This is a genomic window from Nakamurella sp. A5-74 (assembly GCF_040438885.1).
GTDB lineage: Bacteria > Actinomycetota > Actinomycetes > Mycobacteriales > Nakamurellaceae > Nakamurella.
The window spans coordinates 974,350-993,488 of record NZ_CP159218.1; the positions used below are offsets into that span (position 1 = coordinate 974,350).

Annotated in this window: 22 protein-coding genes; 11 read left to right on the top strand and 11 right to left on the bottom strand. The window is 69.7% G+C overall.

The window, feature by feature from the left end:
• Window positions 1–2: 2 nt before the first annotated feature.
• From ABLG96_RS04440 to ABLG96_RS04450, 3 genes are all read right to left on the bottom strand, one after another.
• Window positions 3–497, bottom strand: coding sequence for a RidA family protein (locus ABLG96_RS04440; protein ID WP_353650201.1), 495 nt, complete (start codon window positions 495–497; stop codon window positions 3–5).
• A complete protein-coding gene (locus ABLG96_RS04445) occupies window positions 494–661 on the bottom strand; it encodes a hypothetical protein (protein ID WP_353650202.1) in 168 nt (55 codons plus the stop codon). Before ABLG96_RS04445 ends, ABLG96_RS04440 begins: the two co-directional genes overlap by 4 nt.
• A 74-nt stretch (window positions 662–735) precedes the next feature.
• Window positions 736–1,395, bottom strand: coding sequence for a MerR family transcriptional regulator (locus ABLG96_RS04450; RefSeq protein ID WP_353650203.1), 660 nt, complete (start codon window positions 1,393–1,395; stop codon window positions 736–738).
• Window positions 1,396–1,533: 138 nt separating this feature from the next.
• Here ABLG96_RS04450 and ABLG96_RS04455 point away from each other — a divergent pair, with 138 nt between their 5' ends.
• The gene (locus ABLG96_RS04455) at window positions 1,534–2,703 is read left to right on the top strand and encodes an erythromycin esterase family protein (RefSeq protein WP_353650204.1); all 1,170 of its coding nucleotides are present in this window, start codon (window positions 1,534–1,536) and stop codon (window positions 2,701–2,703) included.
• A gap of 9 nt (window positions 2,704–2,712) precedes the next feature.
• Here ABLG96_RS04455 and ABLG96_RS04460 read toward each other — a convergent pair whose 3' ends face one another.
• Window positions 2,713–3,471: an MBL fold metallo-hydrolase gene (locus ABLG96_RS04460; protein WP_353650205.1), complete on the bottom strand. Its 759-nt coding sequence runs from the start codon at window positions 3,469–3,471 to the stop codon at window positions 2,713–2,715.
• A 59-nt stretch (window positions 3,472–3,530) separates the two neighbouring features.
• On the opposite strand from ABLG96_RS04460, the gene ABLG96_RS04465 reads away from it, so the two are divergent.
• Window positions 3,531–4,289, top strand: coding sequence for an NUDIX domain-containing protein (locus ABLG96_RS04465; RefSeq protein ID WP_353650206.1), 759 nt, complete (start codon window positions 3,531–3,533; stop codon window positions 4,287–4,289).
• Between the two features lie 4 nt (window positions 4,290–4,293).
• On the opposite strand, the gene ABLG96_RS04470 is transcribed toward ABLG96_RS04465, so the two are convergent.
• Window positions 4,294–5,379 carry an aminotransferase class V-fold PLP-dependent enzyme gene (locus ABLG96_RS04470; protein WP_353650207.1) on the bottom strand — a complete coding sequence of 362 codons (1,086 nt, stop codon included), beginning with the start codon at window positions 5,377–5,379 and terminating at the stop codon, window positions 4,294–4,296.
• Between the two features lie 142 nt (window positions 5,380–5,521).
• Here ABLG96_RS04470 and ABLG96_RS04475 point away from each other — a divergent pair, with 142 nt between their 5' ends.
• The 3 genes from ABLG96_RS04475 to ABLG96_RS04485 are packed head-to-tail and all read left to right on the top strand — an operon-like array spanning window position 5,522 to window position 8,616.
• The gene (locus ABLG96_RS04475; protein ID WP_353650208.1) at window positions 5,522–6,304 is read left to right on the top strand and encodes an MBL fold metallo-hydrolase; all 783 of its coding nucleotides are present in this window, start codon (window positions 5,522–5,524) and stop codon (window positions 6,302–6,304) included.
• Between the two features lie 23 nt (window positions 6,305–6,327).
• On the top strand, window positions 6,328–7,176 hold the full coding sequence (locus tag ABLG96_RS04480) for a putative RNA methyltransferase (RefSeq protein WP_353650209.1): 849 nt from the start codon (window positions 6,328–6,330) through the stop codon (window positions 7,174–7,176).
• 18 nt (window positions 7,177–7,194) lie between these two features.
• A complete protein-coding gene (locus ABLG96_RS04485) occupies window positions 7,195–8,616 on the top strand; it encodes a glucose-6-phosphate dehydrogenase (protein ID WP_353650210.1) in 1,422 nt (473 codons plus the stop codon).
• An 8-nt stretch (window positions 8,617–8,624) separates the two neighbouring features.
• On the opposite strand, the gene ABLG96_RS04490 is transcribed toward ABLG96_RS04485, so the two are convergent.
• From ABLG96_RS04490 to ABLG96_RS04500, 3 genes are all read right to left on the bottom strand, one after another.
• Entirely contained in the window at window positions 8,625–8,912 is a 288-nt protein-coding gene (locus ABLG96_RS04490; RefSeq protein ID WP_353650211.1) for a DUF1905 domain-containing protein, read from the bottom strand.
• 23 nt (window positions 8,913–8,935) lie between these two features.
• Window positions 8,936–9,610, bottom strand: a complete 675-nt coding sequence (locus ABLG96_RS04495) for a Crp/Fnr family transcriptional regulator (RefSeq protein ID WP_353650212.1) — start codon at window positions 9,608–9,610, stop codon at window positions 8,936–8,938.
• A 145-nt stretch (window positions 9,611–9,755) separates the two neighbouring features.
• A complete protein-coding gene (locus ABLG96_RS04500) occupies window positions 9,756–9,998 on the bottom strand; it encodes a hypothetical protein (RefSeq protein ID WP_353650213.1) in 243 nt (80 codons plus the stop codon).
• Window positions 9,999–10,043: 45 nt separating this feature from the next.
• Between ABLG96_RS04500 and nth the strand changes: the two genes are divergently transcribed.
• The 4 genes from nth to ABLG96_RS04520 are packed head-to-tail and all read left to right on the top strand — an operon-like array spanning window position 10,044 to window position 12,968.
• The gene (nth, locus tag ABLG96_RS04505) at window positions 10,044–10,835 is read left to right on the top strand and encodes an endonuclease III (protein WP_353650214.1); all 792 of its coding nucleotides are present in this window, start codon (window positions 10,044–10,046) and stop codon (window positions 10,833–10,835) included.
• Window positions 10,832–11,593 carry a CoA pyrophosphatase gene (locus tag ABLG96_RS04510; protein WP_353650215.1) on the top strand — a complete coding sequence of 254 codons (762 nt, stop codon included), beginning with the start codon at window positions 10,832–10,834 and terminating at the stop codon, window positions 11,591–11,593. Before nth ends, ABLG96_RS04510 begins: the two co-directional genes overlap by 4 nt.
• Window positions 11,590–12,777: a MarP family serine protease gene (locus tag ABLG96_RS04515; RefSeq protein ID WP_353650216.1), complete on the top strand. Its 1,188-nt coding sequence runs from the start codon at window positions 11,590–11,592 to the stop codon at window positions 12,775–12,777. The genes ABLG96_RS04510 and ABLG96_RS04515 overlap by 4 nt, the downstream gene beginning before the upstream one ends.
• Window positions 12,778–12,812: 35 nt before the next feature.
• Entirely contained in the window at window positions 12,813–12,968 is a 156-nt protein-coding gene (locus ABLG96_RS04520; protein ID WP_353650217.1) for a hypothetical protein, read from the top strand.
• A gap of 2 nt (window positions 12,969–12,970) precedes the next feature.
• On the opposite strand, the gene ABLG96_RS04525 is transcribed toward ABLG96_RS04520, so the two are convergent.
• Window positions 12,971–13,423, bottom strand: a complete 453-nt coding sequence (locus ABLG96_RS04525; protein WP_353650218.1) for a phage holin family protein — start codon at window positions 13,421–13,423, stop codon at window positions 12,971–12,973.
• 236 nt (window positions 13,424–13,659) lie between these two features.
• Here ABLG96_RS04525 and ABLG96_RS04530 point away from each other — a divergent pair, with 236 nt between their 5' ends.
• Window positions 13,660–14,733: a hypothetical protein gene (locus ABLG96_RS04530; RefSeq protein ID WP_353650219.1), complete on the top strand. Its 1,074-nt coding sequence runs from the start codon at window positions 13,660–13,662 to the stop codon at window positions 14,731–14,733.
• Between the two features lie 22 nt (window positions 14,734–14,755).
• On the opposite strand, the gene ABLG96_RS04535 is transcribed toward ABLG96_RS04530, so the two are convergent.
• Window positions 14,756–15,916 carry an LCP family protein gene (locus ABLG96_RS04535; RefSeq protein WP_353650220.1) on the bottom strand — a complete coding sequence of 387 codons (1,161 nt, stop codon included), beginning with the start codon at window positions 15,914–15,916 and terminating at the stop codon, window positions 14,756–14,758.
• A gap of 119 nt (window positions 15,917–16,035) precedes the next feature.
• Window positions 16,036–18,015: an acetate--CoA ligase gene (gene acs / locus ABLG96_RS04540; protein WP_353650221.1), complete on the bottom strand. Its 1,980-nt coding sequence runs from the start codon at window positions 18,013–18,015 to the stop codon at window positions 16,036–16,038.
• A 175-nt stretch (window positions 18,016–18,190) separates the two neighbouring features.
• On the opposite strand from acs, the gene ABLG96_RS04545 reads away from it, so the two are divergent.
• Window positions 18,191–18,949 (top strand): oxidoreductase, encoded by a 759-nt coding sequence (locus ABLG96_RS04545; protein WP_353650222.1) that lies wholly within the window; start codon window positions 18,191–18,193, stop codon window positions 18,947–18,949.
• Window positions 18,950–19,139: the final 190 nt, after the last annotated feature.

Consider the following 19,139-nt stretch of genomic DNA (forward strand, 5'->3'; position numbering starts at 1 on the left):
GGTCAGGTGTGCTGGGGAGTGGCCTGGTCGGGAGCCTCCGCTGCGACCTCGACGATGGCTTCCACCTCGACCGGGGCGCCCAACGGCAGCTCGGCGACACCGACCGCCGACCTGGCGTGACGGCCGGCGTCGCCGAAGACCTCGACCAGCAGGTCGGAGACACCGTTGATGACACCGGGCTGGCCGGTGAAACCTTCGGCGGAGGCGACGAAACCGACGATCTTCACGATCCGGACGACCTGGTCGAGGCCGACAGCGGCATCGATTGCGGCCAGCAGGTTGAGCCCGGCGATCCGGGCGCACTCCTTGGCCTCCTCCGGCGACACCTCGGCGCCGACCTTGCCGGTCGCGGCCAGCGTTCCGTCGACGAACGGCAGCTGGCCGGCGGTGTAGATGTGGTTCCCGGAGCGGGCGGTGGGAACGTACGACCCGGCCGCTGCAGCGACGGCGGGAAGCGTGATACCCAGCTCGGCGAGCCGCTGGGACGGGGTGCTCATTCTTTCACCCGCTTGAGGTAGGCCACCAGCTGCTCCGGGTTCGGACCGGGGATGACGGTGACGAGCTCCCACCCGTCCTCCCCCCAGGTGTCCAGGATCTGCTTGGTGGCATGGGTGATCAGCGGAACCGTGACGTACTCGAACGCGCGCCTGGGTGTGCTCATGACGGCAACTCTAGGCTGCCGCCGCCGGGTCGCGAGGAGGGTGTTGGTCAGCGGGCGGAGCTGCGCCCGCGCGATCAGCTCCCGTCCAGGTAGTGGACCAGCTGCTCGGCCGCCCGGAGCATGGCCGAACCACGCTGCGTCAGGCGCTGCTGCCAGCCGTCGAGGGTCGATGCGAGTTCCTGGGTGCCCCCGGCGCCACGGATGCGCTCGATGACGACCGCGATGCCTGCGAGCGGCTGGTGGCCACGGCGCAGCAGGTGGGCCAGTTCTGCGTCCCGGACGTCCGTGGGTCGGTAGAGCCGGCGGCCGGAGACCGGATCGCGATCGGGGCGCAGGATGCCGCCGGCCTCCCAAGCCCGCAACGTCGCGGGTGAGATGCGCAGGCGCGCAGCGAGTGCGCCGATCGACGTGACCGGCACGGTGGAGGGGTTCGGGCGCTGCGGGTCGACGCAGCGCCCATCGCCGATCAGCTGCCGGATCGCCGTACGGACCACCGCCAGGGTTTCCCGGTCGCGGCTCAGTTGGACGTGGCCGGCGTCGATCGCCGCCAGGGCCGTCGGCAGATCACCCGAGTTGACCGCGACCATCACCCGCAGTGCGCGAGGGTGGCCGTGCCCCGCGATGAGTGCCAGGTATGCCCGCAGCGCCGCCGCGTGCCGGGAGGTGTAGCTGCGGTACCCGCTGGGGGTCCGCACGGCAGCGGGGAGGGCGCCCCGGTCCTCGTAGTTGCGCACCGCCTGGGTCGACAGCCCGTGCTCCCGGGCGAGATCGATGGTTCTGATGGCGGCCTTCCCTTGAGGGTTACGGGTCCTTTTGAGCGTGAGCTCGGAGAAGAAGTACCAACTGGTCCTTCAACGATACGATTCAGGAGCATGACCACTTCCGCACTCGTGTCCACCACCAGCCTGGCCGCCGTCGCCTCCCGGGCCCAGCTGCTGGCACTGGGTGAGTGCACCCACCTCGATTCGGCCCTGGCACTGCGTCGCAATGCGCTGCTTCCCGAGTTGGTGGCCCACGGCTTCCGCTCCGTGGCACTGGAGACGGACCGGGTCGCCGCGCTCGTCGTCGACGACTACCTGAGCGGCAAGTGCGACGACTTCGAGGAGACCCTGGAGCGGGGCTTCAGCCACGGGTTCGGGCGGATGGAGGCCAACCGGGCGCTGGTGCGCTGGCTCCGGCACCACAACGAGGATGCCGACGAGTCCGACCGGGTGAGCTTCCACGGCATCGATGCCGCCGTCGAGAACCTGAGTGCCCCCAGCCCGTTGGCGTACCTGCAGCAGGCCGCCGAGTACCTCGGTCACACCGTCGACCTGGCCGAGGTCGCCGGGCCCGACGAGCAGTGGAGCCGCACCGAAGCGGTGACGGACGCGGCCTCCTCGCCCGGTGACAGTGCCGCTGCCCGGGAGTTGCGGTGCTGGGCCGACGACGCAGCGAACGAGTTGATCGCCAGGGCGCCGGAACTTCTCACGGCCACGTCGTCGGCGCAGTGGCACCGCACGCGGATCGTCCTGGACGCCGGGCTCGGGTTGCTCCGCTATCACCGGCAGTGCGCACGCGGTGCAGAGGCCGCCGTCCGGATCTCCGGTCTGCTGGCCACCCGGGATGCGTTGATGGCCAGGAACATCCTGGACATCCGATCGCTGGAGGCACCACGGGGTCCGACCCTGGTCTTCGCCCACAACAGTCATCTGCAACGGGTTCCGGCGACGCTCGCGATGTCTGGGATGGAGCTCGGGTGGACGCCGGCCGGGGCGATCGTCGCGCAGCTGTCTCTCGAGGAGCAGATCTTCGTCGCCGGCAGTATCGGCCGCAGCGACGGTCTCGGGCTGGGCGGACCCGCGGCCGGCAGCTACGAGGCAATGCTCGACACCTGGGTCGATCCTTGGGGGATCGTGGAGGTCTCTGCGATGCCGGCCGCGGAGCGACGCAACGACGTCAGCCCCCAGCAGGGATACGTCCCGCTGGACGCCCACCTGCTGACCGATGCCGCTGCGGTGCTGCACATCCGGGAGGGCACAGCGGACAGGTCCTGGATCTGAGGGAACGGGTCAGCCGTCGAGCAGGGAGAGCTGCGATCGGTGCGTGCTGCGGTTGTCCGATCCGGTTTCGGGATGCTGCATCCGCGGATCGCCCGAGCCACGTCCGTGCAGCAGTGCGGTCAGGTATGCATCGTCCGCATCCCACCTCGCCATCGGATCGGGGGTCGGAGAACCGTGCCCGGGGACCAACACGCTCGCTCGCCGTACCGCCGGCAGCAGCAGGTCCAGGCCCGCACGGTAGGCCACGAGTCCGGTCTCGCCGGCGAGCGGGATCTCCCGGTCGCTGAGCATGTCTCCGGCGAGCAGCACACCGCGTTCCGGCCACCAGAGCGCGGTGTGTCCGGCGGAGTGGGCAGCGTGGGTGATCAGCTCCAGGCCGGGGCGGAAACCGGTGTCTCGCACCGAGAGCCGACCGACCAACGCCAGCAGATCTGGCCCGAACGCCGGTCCCAGCGCGTCCAGGTTCGTCTGCCGCTCGCGCGTCGCGAGAGTCACCGTGTCGCCGGAGGCGTATCGCGGGACGTCGCCGAGATCGGGATGCCAGAGCACGTGGTCGTGGTGCGCGTGGGTGGCGAATCCTGCCGTCACCCGAACCCCCAGTTCCGCGAGATCGGCTGCGGTATCGGCGAGTTCCTGCGGCGTCCAACTCGGGTCGACCAGCAGCGCCGCACCGTCCTCGTCCTGGACGATCGTCGTCGTGGTGGCGTACAGCCGGCTGTGCGCGACCAGGACGCCGTCGGCCACCTCCGTCCAGCTCCGTCGCGTCATGAGGGCCTCCTGTCGGCAGAGCCTACGATCTCGGGCGACCGCTGCCGTAGGTTCGCGACATGAGCGACACCCCAGCAGTGCCGATCCGTACCGCGGCCACCGTCATCCTGGTGCGCGACGGCGCCGAGGGGCTGGAGGTGTTCCTGCTCGGACGGGTCCCGGGGATGGCGTTCGCGGGCGGCGCGACAGCGTTCCCCGGTGGGGGAGTCGACCCCGGCGACAGCGCGGTGATCACCCTGACGGGTCCGGACGACGCGTGGTGGGCCGATCACCTGGACGCCGATGAGACGCTCGCGCGGAGCGTCGTGGTGGCCGCGGCTCGCGAGCTGTTCGAGGAGACCGGAGTGTTGTTGGCGCAGGTGCGTCCGAAGGATGTCGAGCACCTCGAAGACGTTGCTGCACATCGGCTCTCCTTCGCGCAGCTGCTGGATGACCGTGCACTGCGGGCGGACCTGCTGCGGCCCTGGGCCCGCTGGGTGACCCCCCCCGGTCAGACCCGCCGCTACGACACGTTCTTCCTGCTCGCCGCGTCACCGGAGGGTCAGCACCCTCGGTTGCTGACGACGGAGGCCCACGCAGGTAGCTGGTACCCGCCCGCGGAGGCACTGGCCGCCGGCCACCGGGGGGAACTGGCACTGCTGCCGCCCACCGTCGCGATGTTGGAAGAGCTCGCAGAGGTCCCGAGTGTCGAGGATGCATTGGTCCTGGAGCGCCGGGTGCACACGGTCTCGCCGGAGATCATCAGCGCCGCCGGCGAACCGCTGCGCATCCGGGTCGGTGACCGCGAGGTCGAGGCGATCGGCGTCCGCACACCTTGAACGTTCAGTCGAGGACGACCAATCCACGCAGCGCGTCCGCAGCCGCATCGACGTCGTGCTGGGTGTTGTGGAGGTGGAACGACAGTCGCAGCCTTCCGGCGCGCATGGCCGCTGAGATCCCTGCTGCAGCAATGCGTTCACCCGCTCCCGGGAGCAGCGTGATGCTGGTGATCGCCGATCCTGCCGGCGGGAGACCGAGCGCAGCGCGGAAGGAATCGGCGAGCCGAACGGCGTGGCGCGCCAACTGGGGTGCGCCCAGGTCGGCCAGCAGTCGCAGCGCCGGGGCGGCGCCGACCCAGGAGTGCCACGCCGGGGAGACGTCGAACCGGCGGGCATCATCGGCGAGCCGCAGCGGTAGACCGTAGATCGAGTCCCAACGATCCGCGCCGGCATACCACCCTGCGTGCACCGGGACGAAGGAGTCGAGCAGCTCGGGGCGGCCGATGGTCAGGAAGGCGGTGCCGCGCGGTGCGAGCAGCCACTTGTAGCCGCTGCACACGGTGACGTCGAAGTCGGCTGCCCGCACGTCCAACCAGCCGGCGGCCTGGGTGAGATCCAGGATGCTGAGCGCGTCGTGCGTCCGGCAGGCGGTGACGATGCCGTCCAGATCGGCGATCCGACCGTCTGCCGACTGCACAGCCGAGACCGCCACCGCGGTCGTTGACGGGCCGACGGCGTCGGCGATCGATTCGAGTGGCACCTCGCGCAGTCGGAAGCGACGCTGCGCGGCGAACGGGAATGTGACCGAGGTGAAATCACCTGCGGCAACGATGATCTCGGCGTCGTCCGGCAGTGACGCTGCGACCATCCCGAGGAACACCGAGACCTGCGGGCCCACTGCCACCCGGCCGGGGTCGACGCCCACGAGCCGTGCGTACTGTTGGCGCGCCTGAGCGACCGGAACGTCGAAGCCGGGTACGTCGCTCTCCCCGGCCCGGAACGCGCGGAGGGCTTCCAGCAGGGCCTCGACGGAGGGATCGGGCGGCAGGCCGCAGCTGGCGGTGTTGAGATAGACACCGGACGGACGGAACCACTGCTGCGCCGCGGCGATGGTCGACTCCGGGCCGCTCGGTTCGATCCCTGACGACATGGCACTGTGTTCGATCCCTGACGACATGGCACTGTGTTCGATCCTTGACGACATGGCACTGTGTTCGATCCTTGACGACATGGCACTACCGTAGAACCCCAGCCGCGATGCAGCGCCCGAGCCGGAGGAGGACGACCATTCGATGATCGCCGACTCCACCGAGCTCACCCGACTGGTGCTCGCCCCCAACGCCGGTCCGATGACGCTGCAGGGCACCAACACATACCTGATCTCCGCAGACTGGACCTCGTCCGTCGTGGTGGATCCTGGACCGGACGATCCGGAGCACGTGGCGTCGCTGGTGTCGATCGCGCCGGTGGCGCTGATCCTCGTCACGCACCGGCATCCCGACCACACCGACGCCATCGGTCGCCTGCACGAGGCGACCGATGCCCCGGTGCGAGCACTCGATCCGGCGTTCTGCCGCGGCGGCGGAGCCGTACTGCTGCCCGGCAGCATCGAGTGCGCCGGGGTGTCCATCGACGTCGTCCCGACCCCGGGCCACACCGACGACTCAGTCTGCTTCCATCTGCCGGACGACGGGCCGGGCGGCTCGATGCTCACCGGCGACACGATCCTGGGCGCGGGCACCACGGTGATCGCCCATCCCGACGGCGACCTGGAGGAGTACTTCGAGTCGCTCAACGTGCTCGAGTCCTACGGCGCACTCAGGGTGCTGCCCGGGCACGGCCCGCAACTCCCGGCCCTCGACGAGGTCGCACGCCGCTACCGCAACCACCGACTCGAGCGGCTGGAGCAGGTGGTCGCAGTCCGGCGCGCACTGGGCCCCGGGGTGCAGGGCGATGCCCTGGTCCAGGCCATCGTCGACCGGGTCTACTCGGGCACCCCCGCGCAGGTGCGTTTCGCTGCCGAGAAATCGGTGGCGGCCCAGTGCGCGTATCTGGATCGGCAGGGCCGAACCTGATGCACCGGACGGCGCTCCCGCCGATGCTGCGTACGGTCCTGCCGCTGTTGCGCTGCCCGCAGTGCTCGGCCGGCCAGGAGTCGCTGCTGCAGCTCGGTGAGCGCGAGATCGGTTGTGCTGCGGGACATCGCTTCGATGCGGCACGACAGGGCTACCTGCCGTTGCTCGGGGGCGCATCCCGGACCGGCACCGGCGACAGTGCTGCCATGGTGGCCGCCAGAGCGGACTTCCTGGATCGCGGGCACTACGCCCCGATCGCGCGGTCGGTCGCCGAAGCAACGGGATCGCTCATCGGCGGGACGCCCGATCCGGTGGTCTGCGAGATCGGCGCCGGAACTGCCTATTACCTCAGCGCCGGGCTGCCACCCACCGGGCGGGGGATCGCGCTGGACTCGTCCCGGTATGCCTCTCGCCGGGCCGCAGCCGCCGACCCGCGGGTCGCTGCCGTGCTGGCCGATGCCTGGGCCCCGCTGCCGGTGGCGAGCGGAATGGTGGACGTGACACTGGTGGTGTTCGCGCCGCGCGTCGCGGCCGAGATCGCTCGCATCGTGCGCGGGAGCGGTGGGGTCGTCGTCGTCACGCCGAATCCGGGCCATCTGGGTGAGGTGCGGGGGCCGCTCGGCATGTTGGCCGTCGACGACGGGAAGGACGAGGCAGTCCGCGCCCAGTTCGACGGTCTGCTCCGGGTGAGCACGGTCGATCGGGTGCGTGCTGAGATGTCCCTGGACAGCACGGATCTGCGAGATCTGGTGGGGATGGGTCCGGCCGCCAGACACCGGACCCCCGAGCAGATCGCCGCGGCTGCCACCGGACTCGGCGGACCGGTGGCCGTGCACCTCGATGTGACCGTGACGCAGCTCGTCGGCCGCTGACCTGGCAGGCTGGGGTCCATGACTGCTCGATCCGCCGGCCGCTCCCGGAAGTCCGCGAAGTCCCGCCCACGCCAGACCCTGATCATCCTGGGCGCCAGCGGGGATCTCACCGGACGGCTGCTGCTGCCGGGCCTCGGCGGCCTGCTGGCCGGATCCCGTGGCGTCGACCTGACACTGATCGGCGTCGGCATCGAGAACTGGACCCAGGCGCAGTGGCAGCGGCGGGTCAAGATCTCCTTCGGTGCCGAGGCCTGTCGGACCGAACGGGTGAAGGCGCTGCTGGCCGCCACCCGGTACGTGCAGGCCGATGTGACGGCAGCGGAGGACCTGCGCGAGCTGCTGGACTCCGCATCCGGCCAGGTCTCGATCTTCTTCGCGCTGCCGCCCGCGGTGACGGTCAAGGCCTGCACGGCGCTGACGGCCATCGATCTTCCGCGGCACGTGCGACTGGTGCTGGAGAAACCGTTCGGTACCGATGCCCACTCCGCCGAGGAGCTCAACGAGCTCCTCGCCCGGCTCGTCCCCGAACACAACGTGCACCGGGTCGATCACTTCCTCGGCAAGTCGACCGTGCTCAACCTGCTCGGCTTCCGGTTCGCCAACCGACTGTTCGAACCCGTGCTCACCAGTGAGCACGTGGAGCGCATCGACATCGTCTTCGACGAGAATCTCGCGCTGGAGGGTCGAGCCGGCTACTACGACAAGGCCGGCGCCCTGATCGACATGATCCAGTCCCACCTGCTGCAGGTGATGGCCGTGCTCACCATGGGTCCGCCGGCCACCCTCGAAGCGATCGACTTGCGCGACCGCAAGGCCGAGATCCTGCGGGCCACCCGGATCTGGCACGACGATCCGGTCGCGTCCTCCCGTCGGGCGCGCTACACCGCCGGCACCATCGGCTCCCGCAAGGTGCCCGGGTACACCGCCGAGGACGGCGTCGATCCGGCTCTGAGCACCGAGACGCTCGCCGAGGTCGCACTCGAGGTCCGCACCTGGCGTTGGGCCGGAGTGCCGATCGTGTTGCGGAGCGGAAAAGCGTTGGGAGACCTGCGGAAGGAGGCAATCATCACCTTCAAGCAGGCGCCCCTGGTGCCGCACGGTTTCCACGGAACGGCGGCCCCGGAACAGCTGCGCATCGGCTTCACCCCGGAGGCGATGAGCCTGCAGATCAACGTCAACGGACCCGGTGATCCGACGGAGATCGACCCGGTGGAGATGACGGTCGACTTCGGCCCCGGTTCGCTGTCGGCCTACGGCGAGGTGCTGGCAGGGGTGTTCGATGGTGATCCCAGCCTGTCGGTGCGCGGCGACACCGCCGTCGACTGCTGGCGGATCGTGCAGCCGGTGCTGGACGCCTGGAGAGCCGACAAGGTGCCGCTGGACGGCTATCGGGCCGGCGGCACCGGGCCCACGAAGTGGAAGCGGGCGCTCGGCAGCTGACCCGACGGCTACTCGCCGATCGTCAGCCGCACGGTGATCTCATCACCCTCGTCGACCTTTTCCGCTCTCCGCACGATCGTCTTGATCGGCACGATGTAGCCACCGTCCTTCGGCCACAGCGCCGTCGGGTAATCGGTGCTGCCGATCCGCACGGCGGCCGGGATCATCCCCCAGCCATAGCTGACCTCGGACGACAGCTCGTGGATGTGCACGCACACGTCAGGCGGAACGGAGACGAAGAACCACGGCGACGGCCCACGCCAGTACCAGATCTCGGCGGAGAAGGACGCCTGCACGAGCGGTCGGGTCGGAGTGCGGGTCAGCGAGCCCGGCGGGACAACCGCTCGGCGTCGAGGATGACCACCGACTTGCCTTCCAACCGCAGCCAGCCGCGGTGTCCGAAGTCGGCAAGCGCCTTGTTGACTGTCTCGCGAGAGGCGCCGACCAACTGGGCGAGCTCCTCCTGGGTGAGGTCGTGGGTGACGCGCAGCTGTCCGCTCTCCTGCTGGCCGAACTGTCGCGCCAACTGCAGCAGCTGCTTGGCCACCCGGCCGGGAACGTCGGTGAAGATGAGGTCGGCGAGGTTGTTGTTGGTCCGGCGGAGCCTGCGGGCCAGCACTCGCAGCAGCTGCTCGGCGATCTCCGGTCGACGGGCGATCCACTCGCGCATGTTGGTGCGATCCATCGTGGCGAGGCGGACATCGGTCACGGCCGTCGCGGTGGACGTACGGGGACCCGGGTCGAAAACGCTGAGCTCACCGAACATGTCCGACGGGCCCATCACGGCCAGCAGGTTCTCCCGACCGTCGGGGGAATGACGACCGAGCTTCACCTTGCCCGTGAGGATGATGTAGAGCCGGTCCCCGAGCTCACCTTCGCTGAAGATCGCGCTGCCGCGGGGGTAGTCGACCGTTTCCAGCTGCGAACCGAGCGCCAGGGCGGCATCCGAGTCGACACCCTGGAAGATGCCCGCCTTCGCGAGGTTCTCCTCCACCTGTTCCTCCTGTTTCCGTGCCGCCGAGTTCGGCGTGGACCGCCGCCGAGTTCGGCGTGGATCGGATCACAGTCTAGGGGGTGTGACCCAGGCGACGCCCCTGGCGTCGGAGCGGCTCGCCGGAGACCTGTTCCCGGGCCGCAGCTCAGCGCTGGCGGTCGCGCATCGGACGGCGCCGCAGGCGGAATCGCAGGAGCGCCCGGGTCCAGCCCTCGCGGATGAACGTGTCGACCTCGTCGGGTCGTGCGGTGTCGAGGAACTCCTCGATCTCGTCCTCGTTCACCGCACTGTTGCGCAGTCGATCCTCCACCCGCTCCATGAGCAGGGCGAAGACCATCAACAGGACGGGGATGAGGAGAACCAGGAAGACGAGCATGACGTGGTCCATTGTGCACCCCCGTCGATCTTCAGCTTGCTGTGGCACGCTCGCAGCATGGTCAAGGGAACGGCTGCGGATGCGGCAGGAACGGCGAAGCGCAGGGCGCGGGCGAGTGTGCCGGCCACCCCGCTGGCCCGCACACGCAGGGCGCGGAAGCTGTCGGGCGAGCTGGCACGGGAGTTCCCGGAGGCCCCGTGCGAACTCGACTTCCGCACGCCGCTCCAGCTCGCGGTCGCCACGGTCCTGTCGGCCCAGACCACCGACGTGCGAGTCAATCTCGTCACCCCCGCGCTGTTCGCGCGGTACTCCGATGCGGCCGCCTACGCCGCCGCCGACCGGGCGGAGCTGGAGGAGCTGATCCGCTCGACCGGCTTCTACCGCAACAAGGCCACCTCGGTGATCAACCTGGGGGCTGCGCTCCTGGAGCGCTTCGACGGCGAGGTCCCCGGCACCCTCCCGGAGCTCGTCACACTGCCGGGGTTCGGGCGGAAGACCGCCAACGTCATCCTCGGGCACGCGTTCGGCAAGCCGGGCGTCACGGTCGACACCCACGTCGGCCGGCTGGCCAGACGGTGGGGCCTGACGACCGCCGAGGACCCGGTCAAGGTCGAGGCCGAGATCGGCGCGCTGCTACCGGCAGCCGACTGGACCCCCTTCTCCAACCGGGCGATCTATCACGGTCGCCGGGTCTGTCATGCCAAGAAGCCCGCCTGCGGGGCGTGCCTGCTGGCCCCCCTGTGCCCGTCGTTCGGCACCGGACCGACCGATCCACAGCTGGCCTCGGAACTGGTGACGGGTGCCGAACGGGGCCACCTGCTGCAACTCGTGGGGATGCAGGACGCATGACTGCACAGCAGGTCATGGCCGGCGAGCGACTGCCGGGCGCCGAGCGGGCTCCGGTCTGGCTGACGCCGTTGATCGACGAGGTCACGAGCCGCCCGCTGCCCGGATGGTTGGGGCGACACCCCGTCTCGGCCACCGGCCGACAGAGCGCGGTGTTGATCCTGCTCGGGGCCGGTTCAGTGCAGGGCGCGGGCCCTGATCTGCTGCTGTTGCGCCGGGCCGGCACGCTGCGCAACCACGCCGGACAACCTGCCTTCCCCGGCGGCCGTCAGGAGCCGGGGGAGACGGACGTCGAGACCGCGCTCCGCGAGGCCCAGGAGGAGACCGGCCTCGATCCGGCCGGCGTCACCCCGGTGGCGCTGCTCCGGCAGCTCTCGCTGGACTTCTCCGGCCACCTCGTCCGACCGGTGCTCGGGTACTGGAGCACCCCCAGCCCGGTCCGTGCGGTCGATCAGGGGGAAACCGCCGCGGTCCATCGGATCCCGATCGCTGCGCTCGCCGACCCGGCGAACCGTGGCCGGGTCCGGCTCAGCAGCGGGTTCGCGGGTCCCGCCTTCGCCGTGTCCGGGATGGTCGTCTGGGGCTTCACCGGGCTGCTGGTCGATGCGGTGCTGGAACTCGGCGGCTGGGCCCGACCGTGGGGGCCGGGCCCCGACCTCGCGCTGCCGGCCGACGACGCCGGCCGGAGCCTGCACGCCGGGCCGGTCGGCACCGACGACCCCCGGGTCGACGGGCGGACGCCGGACCAGGTGCCGCGATGACCTTCATCGACGCCATCATCGTGGTGCTCATCCTCTGGGCCGCGCTGTCCGGCATGCGCCAGGGACTGATCGTCGCCGGCCTCTCGCTGATCGGTGCGGTCGGCGGCGCGATCCTGGCGCTGCGGCTGGCCCCGCTGGTGATGGGCCAGCTCAGCGACACCGGCGCCCGGGTCGCGCTCGGCATCGCCTGCGTCATCGTCGGTGTCGGTCTGGGCGAGCTCGGCGGATCCACCGTCGGCCGGGCACTCTCGCGCAAGGTCACCTGGCAACCTGCGGTGGTCGTCGACCGCTCGCTGGGTCTGGTCGGCCACACCCTGGCCGTCATCCTTGTCACCTGGTTGGTGGCGCTGCCGCTGGCCGCCGCCCCGATCCCGTGGCTCTCATCCGCGGTGCGCTCATCGACGCTGCTGAAGGTGATCGACGACGGCATGCCGAGTGGAGCCGAACAGATCTCCGCGGTGCTCGGCCGGGCACTGGGCGAGAGCGGCCTGCCCACGATCCTGGAACCGTTGGGACGGACGCCCGACTCCGAGGTGGCCGCGCCGGATCCGGCACTCGCCCGCAGCGCCGCCGTGCTCTCGGCGCGCCCGTCGATCGTCAAGGTGACGGCCGATGCTCCGCAGTGCAGTCGCGGGATGGAGGGCACCGGATTCGTGATCGCCCCCGGAAAGGTGATGACGAACGCCCACGTCGTGGCCGGATCCGCCACCACCACGGTCCAGACCGAGTCGGAGACGCTGCCGGCCACGGTCGTGTTGTACGACCCGGAGACCGACCTCGCCGTGCTGTCGGTGCCGGCACTGAAGGAGAAGGCGCTCACCTTCGATGCGCAGGACCAGCCGTCCGGCACAGACGCGATCGTCGCGGGTTTCCCGCTCAACGGCCCGTTCACGGTCGTCCCGGCCAGGGTCGCCACCAGCTTCGTCCTGCGCGGGCCCGACATCTACGACTCCGACACCGTGCGCCGCGAGGTCTACACACTGCGCGGAGTGGTCCGGCCGGGTAACTCAGGTGGCCCGCTGCTGGCGTCCGACGGATCGGTGATCGGCGTCGTGTTCGGCACCGCGCCCGACATCGCCGATGTGGGCTACGCGCTCACCGGCGCGGAGGTGGCGGACGTGTTGTCGGTGGGTCGCACCGACTCCTCGCGGGCCTCCACCGGAGCCTGCATCCCGCAGGGTTGAGCGGAGCCGCAGGTATCGTGGGTGTCAACCCACGGATGCGAATGCTGCATGGCCTACTGCGCGAGGAGTGCGACAAGAAGATGGTGAGTGCCCTGGTGGTGTTGTCCGCGATAGCAGTGGCCTGCGGCGGCGGTGGTGGTGCGCTGCTGCACCAGCATCGACGCCGGCAGCGCAGTGCAGCCCGCGTCTGAGCTCAGCTCTTCGACTTCACCGCGGCCGAGAGGCTCTTCTTCGTCTCGCCGAGCGACGCGATGGTGTGCTCGGGCTTCTTGATCTTCTTGACTTTCTTGATGCCCAGGAGGGCCAGCAGCCCGACCATCACCAGCATCAGGACGAAGACGATGGCGAAGGCAGCCGAGCGGGGTAGCCAGATGTCCAGGATCTCGCCGATCATGAACCAGAAGAAGAACAACGAGAACAGCCCGATCACGCCGGCGATGATGAAGAACACCGCGCCGACCAGGCCTTGCTTCACAGACTGGGTGATCTCGGTCTTCGCCAGTTCGATCTCGGCGCGCACCAGGGTGGAGACCTGCGTCGTCGCATCCTTGACCAGGATGCCCAACGATGCGGAGCGGTCCACATCCTGCTCGGCGACCAACGGGATCTCGACGGATCCGGTCTTCCTGAGCTCGGGAGTGCTCACGGTCCCTCCTTCTCTTCATCCAGCGGTGGCGCACGGAAAATCCGGCACCCGAGTTCGGCTGTGCTTCATCGTGCCATGTCCGACGAAACGTCTCCGCCGCACTGTGCCCGGATGCCCCGTGACGCCGGTCGTCAACCCATCGGCCGGGCCGCCTGCCCCCGACGATCTCCGGCAGGACGGAACGTTCCGGTGCTCCCGGTGTTGTCGCCGGCGCCCGACGCGTCGACGCTGGCGGAATGACGACTCCAGGTTTCCTCGGCGGGACGACCGAGCGGATGCGCGTGCTGAGCACCCAGATGACCGGCGGCGCCGATCAGATCACCGCCGTCAAGGTGCGGGCGACCAAGGCCGTCCACGCGCTGGAGTGGCTGGGGAGTGATCAGGCGTCGTTCCTGCAGGCCTGGCTGTCGACGTACGGTCCGATGATCGAGAAGATCAGCGCGGCTCTCACGACGGCCGCCCAGAGCGTCAGGTCGCAGGCGGACGCCCAGGACGCGGTCAGCTCGGCGGGCGGGGGGATCGCCGACGCCGCGGCCGGGGCAGCGGTCGCCGCCGCTGCTGGTGGCGGTGTCGGTGCGGCGACGGGCGGCGCCGGGGCCGCAGGAGCGGGGGCCCCTGGGGCGGGCGCCACTGGCGTCGGTACCCAGGCGGGTACTCAGCAGCCGGCGTCCGGCACGCCGACGGGCGCCGCCGGCCAGCTCGGTGATCTGTCCGCCCAGCACGAATCCGGCGGCAGCTCACAGACCATCTCGACCGGCAAGGGCGACCCCGTCGGCGGGATCTCGTACGGCAAGTACCAGATCGCCACCGGGACCGGGACGGCCAAGGAGTTCGTCACCTGGCTCGGCAAGCACGACTCGCCCTACGCGGCGCCGCTGGCGGGGATGACGCCGGGCGGCAAGGACTTCGCCACCGCCTGGAAGGGTCTCGCGACGAGCGATCCCGACGGATTCGCCAAGGCGCAGTTCGACTTCATCAAGCAGACACACTTCGATCCGGCGATGAAGGAGACCTGTGCCAGAGTCCCCGGCCTGTCCCTGGAGGGCCGGTCCCCGGTGCTGGCGGAGACACTGTTCTCCACCACGGTGCAGCACCGGATGAACACCGACGTCATCGTCTCCCGGGCGCTGGCCGGCAAGGACGTGGCTTCGATGACGGATGCGCAGATCATCACGGCCGTCTACGACGAGCGTGGTCGCGGCGACGGCAGTGTGTACTTCCGCAGCAGCCCGGCGAGCACCCAGCACAACATCGCCGAGCGGTTCGAGCGGGAGAAGGCGCAGGCACTGCGGATGCTGCAGGGGCGCTGAGCCCGGACCTCCGCCACGAACCTCAGTTGCTGGGTACCCGATCCTGGGCCAGGGCGTCCAGCAGCGGATCGGCCTTCGAGGCGACCATGTCCAGCCCCTCGGACTTCGGGTCCTGCTTGGTCGGCAACGTCACGAAGTCGATCTTCGCGCCACCTGACAGGCTGGTGGCCAGCGACAGCAACTGGTCGACATCGAGGTTGGCCGATGTGGAGTTCTGGGCGAAGGTCTGCATCACCGAGTCGAGCCGCCCCGGATCGGCGAGCAACCCGGTGCTGGTCATCTTCTTGAGCATCGCCAGCACCAACAGCCGCTGACGGTCGATCCGCCCGAGGTCGCCGCGACTGTCTCCCTGCACGATGCGGGAGCGGACCAGCTTGAGTGCCTGCTCGCCGTCGATGGTCTGGACACCGGCCTTCGGGATCACCGCGCCCTGGTTGGCGTCGATCACGGGCGAGGCGAAGGTCATCGTGACGCCCCCCAACGCGTCGACGATCGCCTTGAACCCGTTGAACTGGATGGCGACCAGACGATCGACCCGGAGACCGGTCAGCTCCTGGATCGCCTTCACCGTGCACTGCGGCCCGCCGACGGAATACGCGTTGGTGATCTTCCAGGACGAGTACTGGCTGGTGAACAGGGTGTCGGAGACCTTGCCCGTGGCGTTGTTCCACAGCAGGCAGCTCGGAGCGGTGACGTAGGTGTCGCGGGGGATCGAGAGCACGGAGATCTGTCGATGTCCGGCGTACACGTGGACCAGCATCATCACGTCCGACTGCGACGTTCCGGGTCCGACGCCACCATCGGCGCCGCCGCGGGTGTCCAGACCCAGGATGAGGATGTTCTCCGCCGGTTTGGCGGCCGCATCCTCGGGTGAGACGCTCGGAGCGGGGGAGCCGCTCGAGGCGGGGGAGCCGGTGTGGGTGCCGCCGGCAGAGGTACCGGGACCCGCCGGTGCATCGCTGCCCGGCGAACCGGGTGCGGCAGTCGTCGACCTCAGGTTGGGGTCGTCGGCGAACAGGGCATCGTCGATCGAGTTCGCAGCGATTGCCGAACCAGCCCGCTGATGGATGACGAATGCCGTGCCCAGACCGGCCAGCACGGCGATCGTCACCACGATCACGACTGCCCGTCCGGTCAGCAGCAGTCCGCGACCGCCGGCGCTTCTGCCCTGTGTGCTGCCCACTGACCGAACTCCTCCGCTACTCGCATCCCCTGAACGGGACACCCTTCATTGCACAGCGTAAGGACTGGCGGCCGTGATGGCGGCAGACAGTGGCGGATGGGCCCGTCAGGGCCGATGTTTCACTCGGACGAGGACGTGGACGACAGTCCTTTCGAGATCAGATCCATGACGGAGGAGTCGGCCAGGGTGGTGACGTCCCCGACCTCGCGGTTCTCCGCAACGTCCCGCAGCAGGCGGCGCATGATCTTGCCGGACCGGGTCTTCGGGAGTTCGGCAACCACCATGATCTGCCGCGGTTTGGCGATCGGCCCGATCTCCTTGGCCACATGGTTGCGGAGCGCCTGGATGTGCTCCGCGGCGCCCGCTGCTGCCTCTGCCGCGTCGCCGCGCAGGATGACGAAGGCCACGATGCCCTGACCGGTGGTGGCATCGGTCGCTCCGACCACGGCGGCCTCGGCAACGGACGGATGCGAGACCAGCGCGGACTCGACCTCGGTGGTGGAGATCCGGTGACCGGAGATGTTCATGACGTCGTCGACGCGACCGAGCAGCCAGATCGCTCCGTCGTCGTCGTACTTGGCGCCGTCACCTGCGAAGTAGTAGCCCTGGCTCGCGAACCGGGACCAGTAGGTGTCCACGTACCGCTCGTCGTCACCGAAGATCGTCCGCAGCATCGACGGCCACGGCTTGTCGACGACCAGGTACCCGCCCTGCCCGTTGCCGACCGGCACGCCGTCGTCGTTGACGATGGTGGCGCTGATCCCCGGCAACGGTCGCATCGCGCTGCCCGGCTTGCAGTCGGTGACCCCGGGGAGGGGCGCGATCATCATGCCGCCGGTCTCCGTCTGCCACCAGGTGTCGACGATCGGACAGTTGCCGTGGCCGATGTTCTCCCGGTACCAGATCCAGGCCTCCGGGTTGATGGGCTCCCCGACACTGCCCAACACCCGCAGCGACTCCAGCGAGTACCCGGCGGGGATTTCGGCGCCCCACTTCATGAACGTGCGGATCGTGGTCGGCGCCGTGTAATAGATGGACACGCCGTACTTGTCGATGATCTCCCAGTGCCGGCCCTGGTGCGGGGAGTTCGGGGTGCCTTCGTAGACGACCTGGGTGGCGCCGTTGGCCAGCGGTCCGTAGACGATGTAGCTGTGCCCGGTGACCCAGCCGATGTCCGCCGTGCACCAGTAGACGTCCGTCTCCGGCTTGAGGTCGAAGACAGCGTGGTGGGTGAAGGCGGTCTGGGTCAGGTAGCCGCCGGAGGTGTGCAGGATGCCCTTGGGCTTCCCGGTGGTGCCGGAGGTGTAGAGGATGAAGAGCGGGTGCTCGGCATCGAACGCCTGCGCCTCGTGATCGGTCGACATGTCTGCGACCAGGTCGTGCCACCAGACGTCCTTGTCGGTGAACTCCACGTCGATCCCGGTGCGCTGCACCACGATCACGTGTTCGACCGTCGTGTCGGCGGCGGCGACGGCCTCGTCGACCGCGGCCTTCAGCGGCAGCGCCCCGCCGCGCCGGAACTGCCCGTCGGCGGTGATCACCGCCTTGCAGCCAGCATCAGCGATGCGCGAACGCAGCGCCTCAGCGGAGAACCCGCCGAAGACGACGGAATGGGTCAGCCCGAGCCTGGCGCAGGCCAGCAGGGAGAAGATGGCCTCGGGGATCATCGGCAGGTAGACGGCCACCCGGTCGCCGGCCTCCAGGCCCAGTGAGGTGAGACCGTTCGCGGCCCGGCACACCTCGTCCTTGAGTTGGGCATAGGTGATCGAGCGGCTGTCGCCCGGCTCGCCCTCCCAGTGGATCGCGACCCGATCGCCGTTGCCGGCCTGGACGTGCCGGTCCACGCAGTTGACGGCGACGTTGAGCTTGCCGCCGACGAACCACTTCGCGTGTGGGGCATCCGACCAGTCCAGGACGCGGTCGAACGGAGTCTCCCAGTCGAGTCGGTCGGCCTGCTCGGCCCAGTACGCCTCCGGATCCGCCGCTGCCCGGTCGTAGGCCTCGGCCGTGACGTTCGCGGAGGCGGCGAGGGCGGCGGGAGGGGGGAAGGTCCGCGTCTCGGTCGACAAGTTGTCCAAGGTCCGGCTGTCGTCGGCCATTTCCCGCTCCTGAGGCACACGTCGATGGGCTGGGGAAGTTCGACGGTAGCCGTCCGGTGCGACGCCCGCCACGCTGGGGCGTTCCGTGGGTGTGCGCCAGGGCTACGGGCCCGCTCCCTGAACGGGCCCGGCGCCACGGGTCCGACGGGGCTGAACTGCGGGATACCGTGCTGGGGTGGACTGGGACGACGTGCTCGCAGCCGTCGAGGGCGATCCGGAGGTGATCCGGGCGACCGCAGAGGCCCGTGAGTCGCTGGCAGATCTGCATCGTCATCCCGCCAATCGCCGGGGATGGGCACGCTCGGCCGCGGCCGGGTCGATCCGAGCGGCGCGCGCTTCAGCCGCCATCGAAGGGGTTCCGGCCGACGAGTTCCCCGAGGCGGAGGTGCGAGATCCGATCCTGGCCGGAGCGCTGCGGGCCACCGCCGAGGTGGCAGCTGCGGTTCCGGTCTGGGAGCGGTCCCCGCTGCAGGCTCTTGCCCGGCTCCACTCCGTCATCGCCGGCGGCCTGCAACCGACAGAGACCCTCGGTCGGCCCGTGCGGGCGGCCGACCGGCTCGCCGCACTGGCCGGACGGTCCCTCGCCGGACGGCGGCCTGGCCCCGTGCTGGTCGCGATGATCCACCTGGAGTTGTTGTCCGCGCAGGCATTCGAGGCGGGGAACGGGGTGCTGGCGAGGGTCGTCACCCGCGTCGCAGGGATCGCAGGCGGCCTGGATCCGCACGGTCTCGGGGTGCCGGAGGTGGCCTTCTGGCGTGCCGGCGCGCGGTATCGCGCGGCCGGCGAGCGACTGTCGGCGGCGTGCGAATCCGGCGATCGGGACGCGGTGGACGCCGTGGTCCGGACCTGGTTGGTCGATCACAGCGCCTGGTTGACCGACGGCGCACGCGAGGGTCGATCGATCGCCGACGTACTCGCCGATGCTCCGGGGTGACGCTCGCCAGGTCTGGCTGTCGTCGAGCGGACCAGAGGTCGGGCAGTGCTGCGGTGGGAGACCTGCCGAGTCCGTCGATCGGGCAGCGAAGCGCGGGAAGACAAAAGGTTGCGTGCCGAACGGGTGAATTTGTATCCAGCCAGAGTTGTCGCTCCGTGGTGCATCGATTGCGGTGAGGAGTCGGCTGAGG

What these genes read in the sequence shown, in the direction of transcription:
- ABLG96_RS04465 (WP_353650206.1), top strand. Translation starts at nt 3,531, where the DNA reads ATGAGCGACACCCCAGCAGTGCCGATCCGTACCGCGGCCACCGTCATC.
- nth (WP_353650214.1), top strand. Translation starts at nt 10,044, where the DNA reads ATGGTCAAGGGAACGGCTGCGGATGCGGCAGGAACGGCGAAGCGCAGG.
- ABLG96_RS04485 (WP_353650210.1), top strand. Translation starts at nt 7,195, where the DNA reads ATGACTGCTCGATCCGCCGGCCGCTCCCGGAAGTCCGCGAAGTCCCGC.
- ABLG96_RS04470 (WP_353650207.1), bottom strand. Translation starts at nt 5,379, where the DNA reads ATGTCGTCAGGGATCGAACCGAGCGGCCCGGAGTCGACCATCGCCGCG.
- ABLG96_RS04480 (WP_353650209.1), top strand. Translation starts at nt 6,328, where the DNA reads ATGCTGCGTACGGTCCTGCCGCTGTTGCGCTGCCCGCAGTGCTCGGCC.
- ABLG96_RS04530 (WP_353650219.1), top strand. Translation starts at nt 13,660, where the DNA reads ATGACGACTCCAGGTTTCCTCGGCGGGACGACCGAGCGGATGCGCGTG.
- ABLG96_RS04475 (WP_353650208.1), top strand. Translation starts at nt 5,522, where the DNA reads ATGATCGCCGACTCCACCGAGCTCACCCGACTGGTGCTCGCCCCCAAC.
- ABLG96_RS04445 (WP_353650202.1), bottom strand. Translation starts at nt 661, where the DNA reads ATGAGCACACCCAGGCGCGCGTTCGAGTACGTCACGGTTCCGCTGATC.
- ABLG96_RS04455 (WP_353650204.1), top strand. Translation starts at nt 1,534, where the DNA reads ATGACCACTTCCGCACTCGTGTCCACCACCAGCCTGGCCGCCGTCGCC.
- ABLG96_RS04460 (WP_353650205.1), bottom strand. Translation starts at nt 3,471, where the DNA reads ATGACGCGACGGAGCTGGACGGAGGTGGCCGACGGCGTCCTGGTCGCG.
- ABLG96_RS04440 (WP_353650201.1), bottom strand. Translation starts at nt 497, where the DNA reads ATGAGCACCCCGTCCCAGCGGCTCGCCGAGCTGGGTATCACGCTTCCC.
- acs (WP_353650221.1), bottom strand. Translation starts at nt 18,015, where the DNA reads ATGGCCGACGACAGCCGGACCTTGGACAACTTGTCGACCGAGACGCGG.
- ABLG96_RS04500 (WP_353650213.1), bottom strand. Translation starts at nt 9,998, where the DNA reads ATGGACCACGTCATGCTCGTCTTCCTGGTTCTCCTCATCCCCGTCCTG.
- ABLG96_RS04515 (WP_353650216.1), top strand. Translation starts at nt 11,590, where the DNA reads ATGACCTTCATCGACGCCATCATCGTGGTGCTCATCCTCTGGGCCGCG.
- ABLG96_RS04510 (WP_353650215.1), top strand. Translation starts at nt 10,832, where the DNA reads ATGACTGCACAGCAGGTCATGGCCGGCGAGCGACTGCCGGGCGCCGAG.
- ABLG96_RS04520 (WP_353650217.1), top strand. Translation starts at nt 12,813, where the DNA reads ATGCGAATGCTGCATGGCCTACTGCGCGAGGAGTGCGACAAGAAGATG.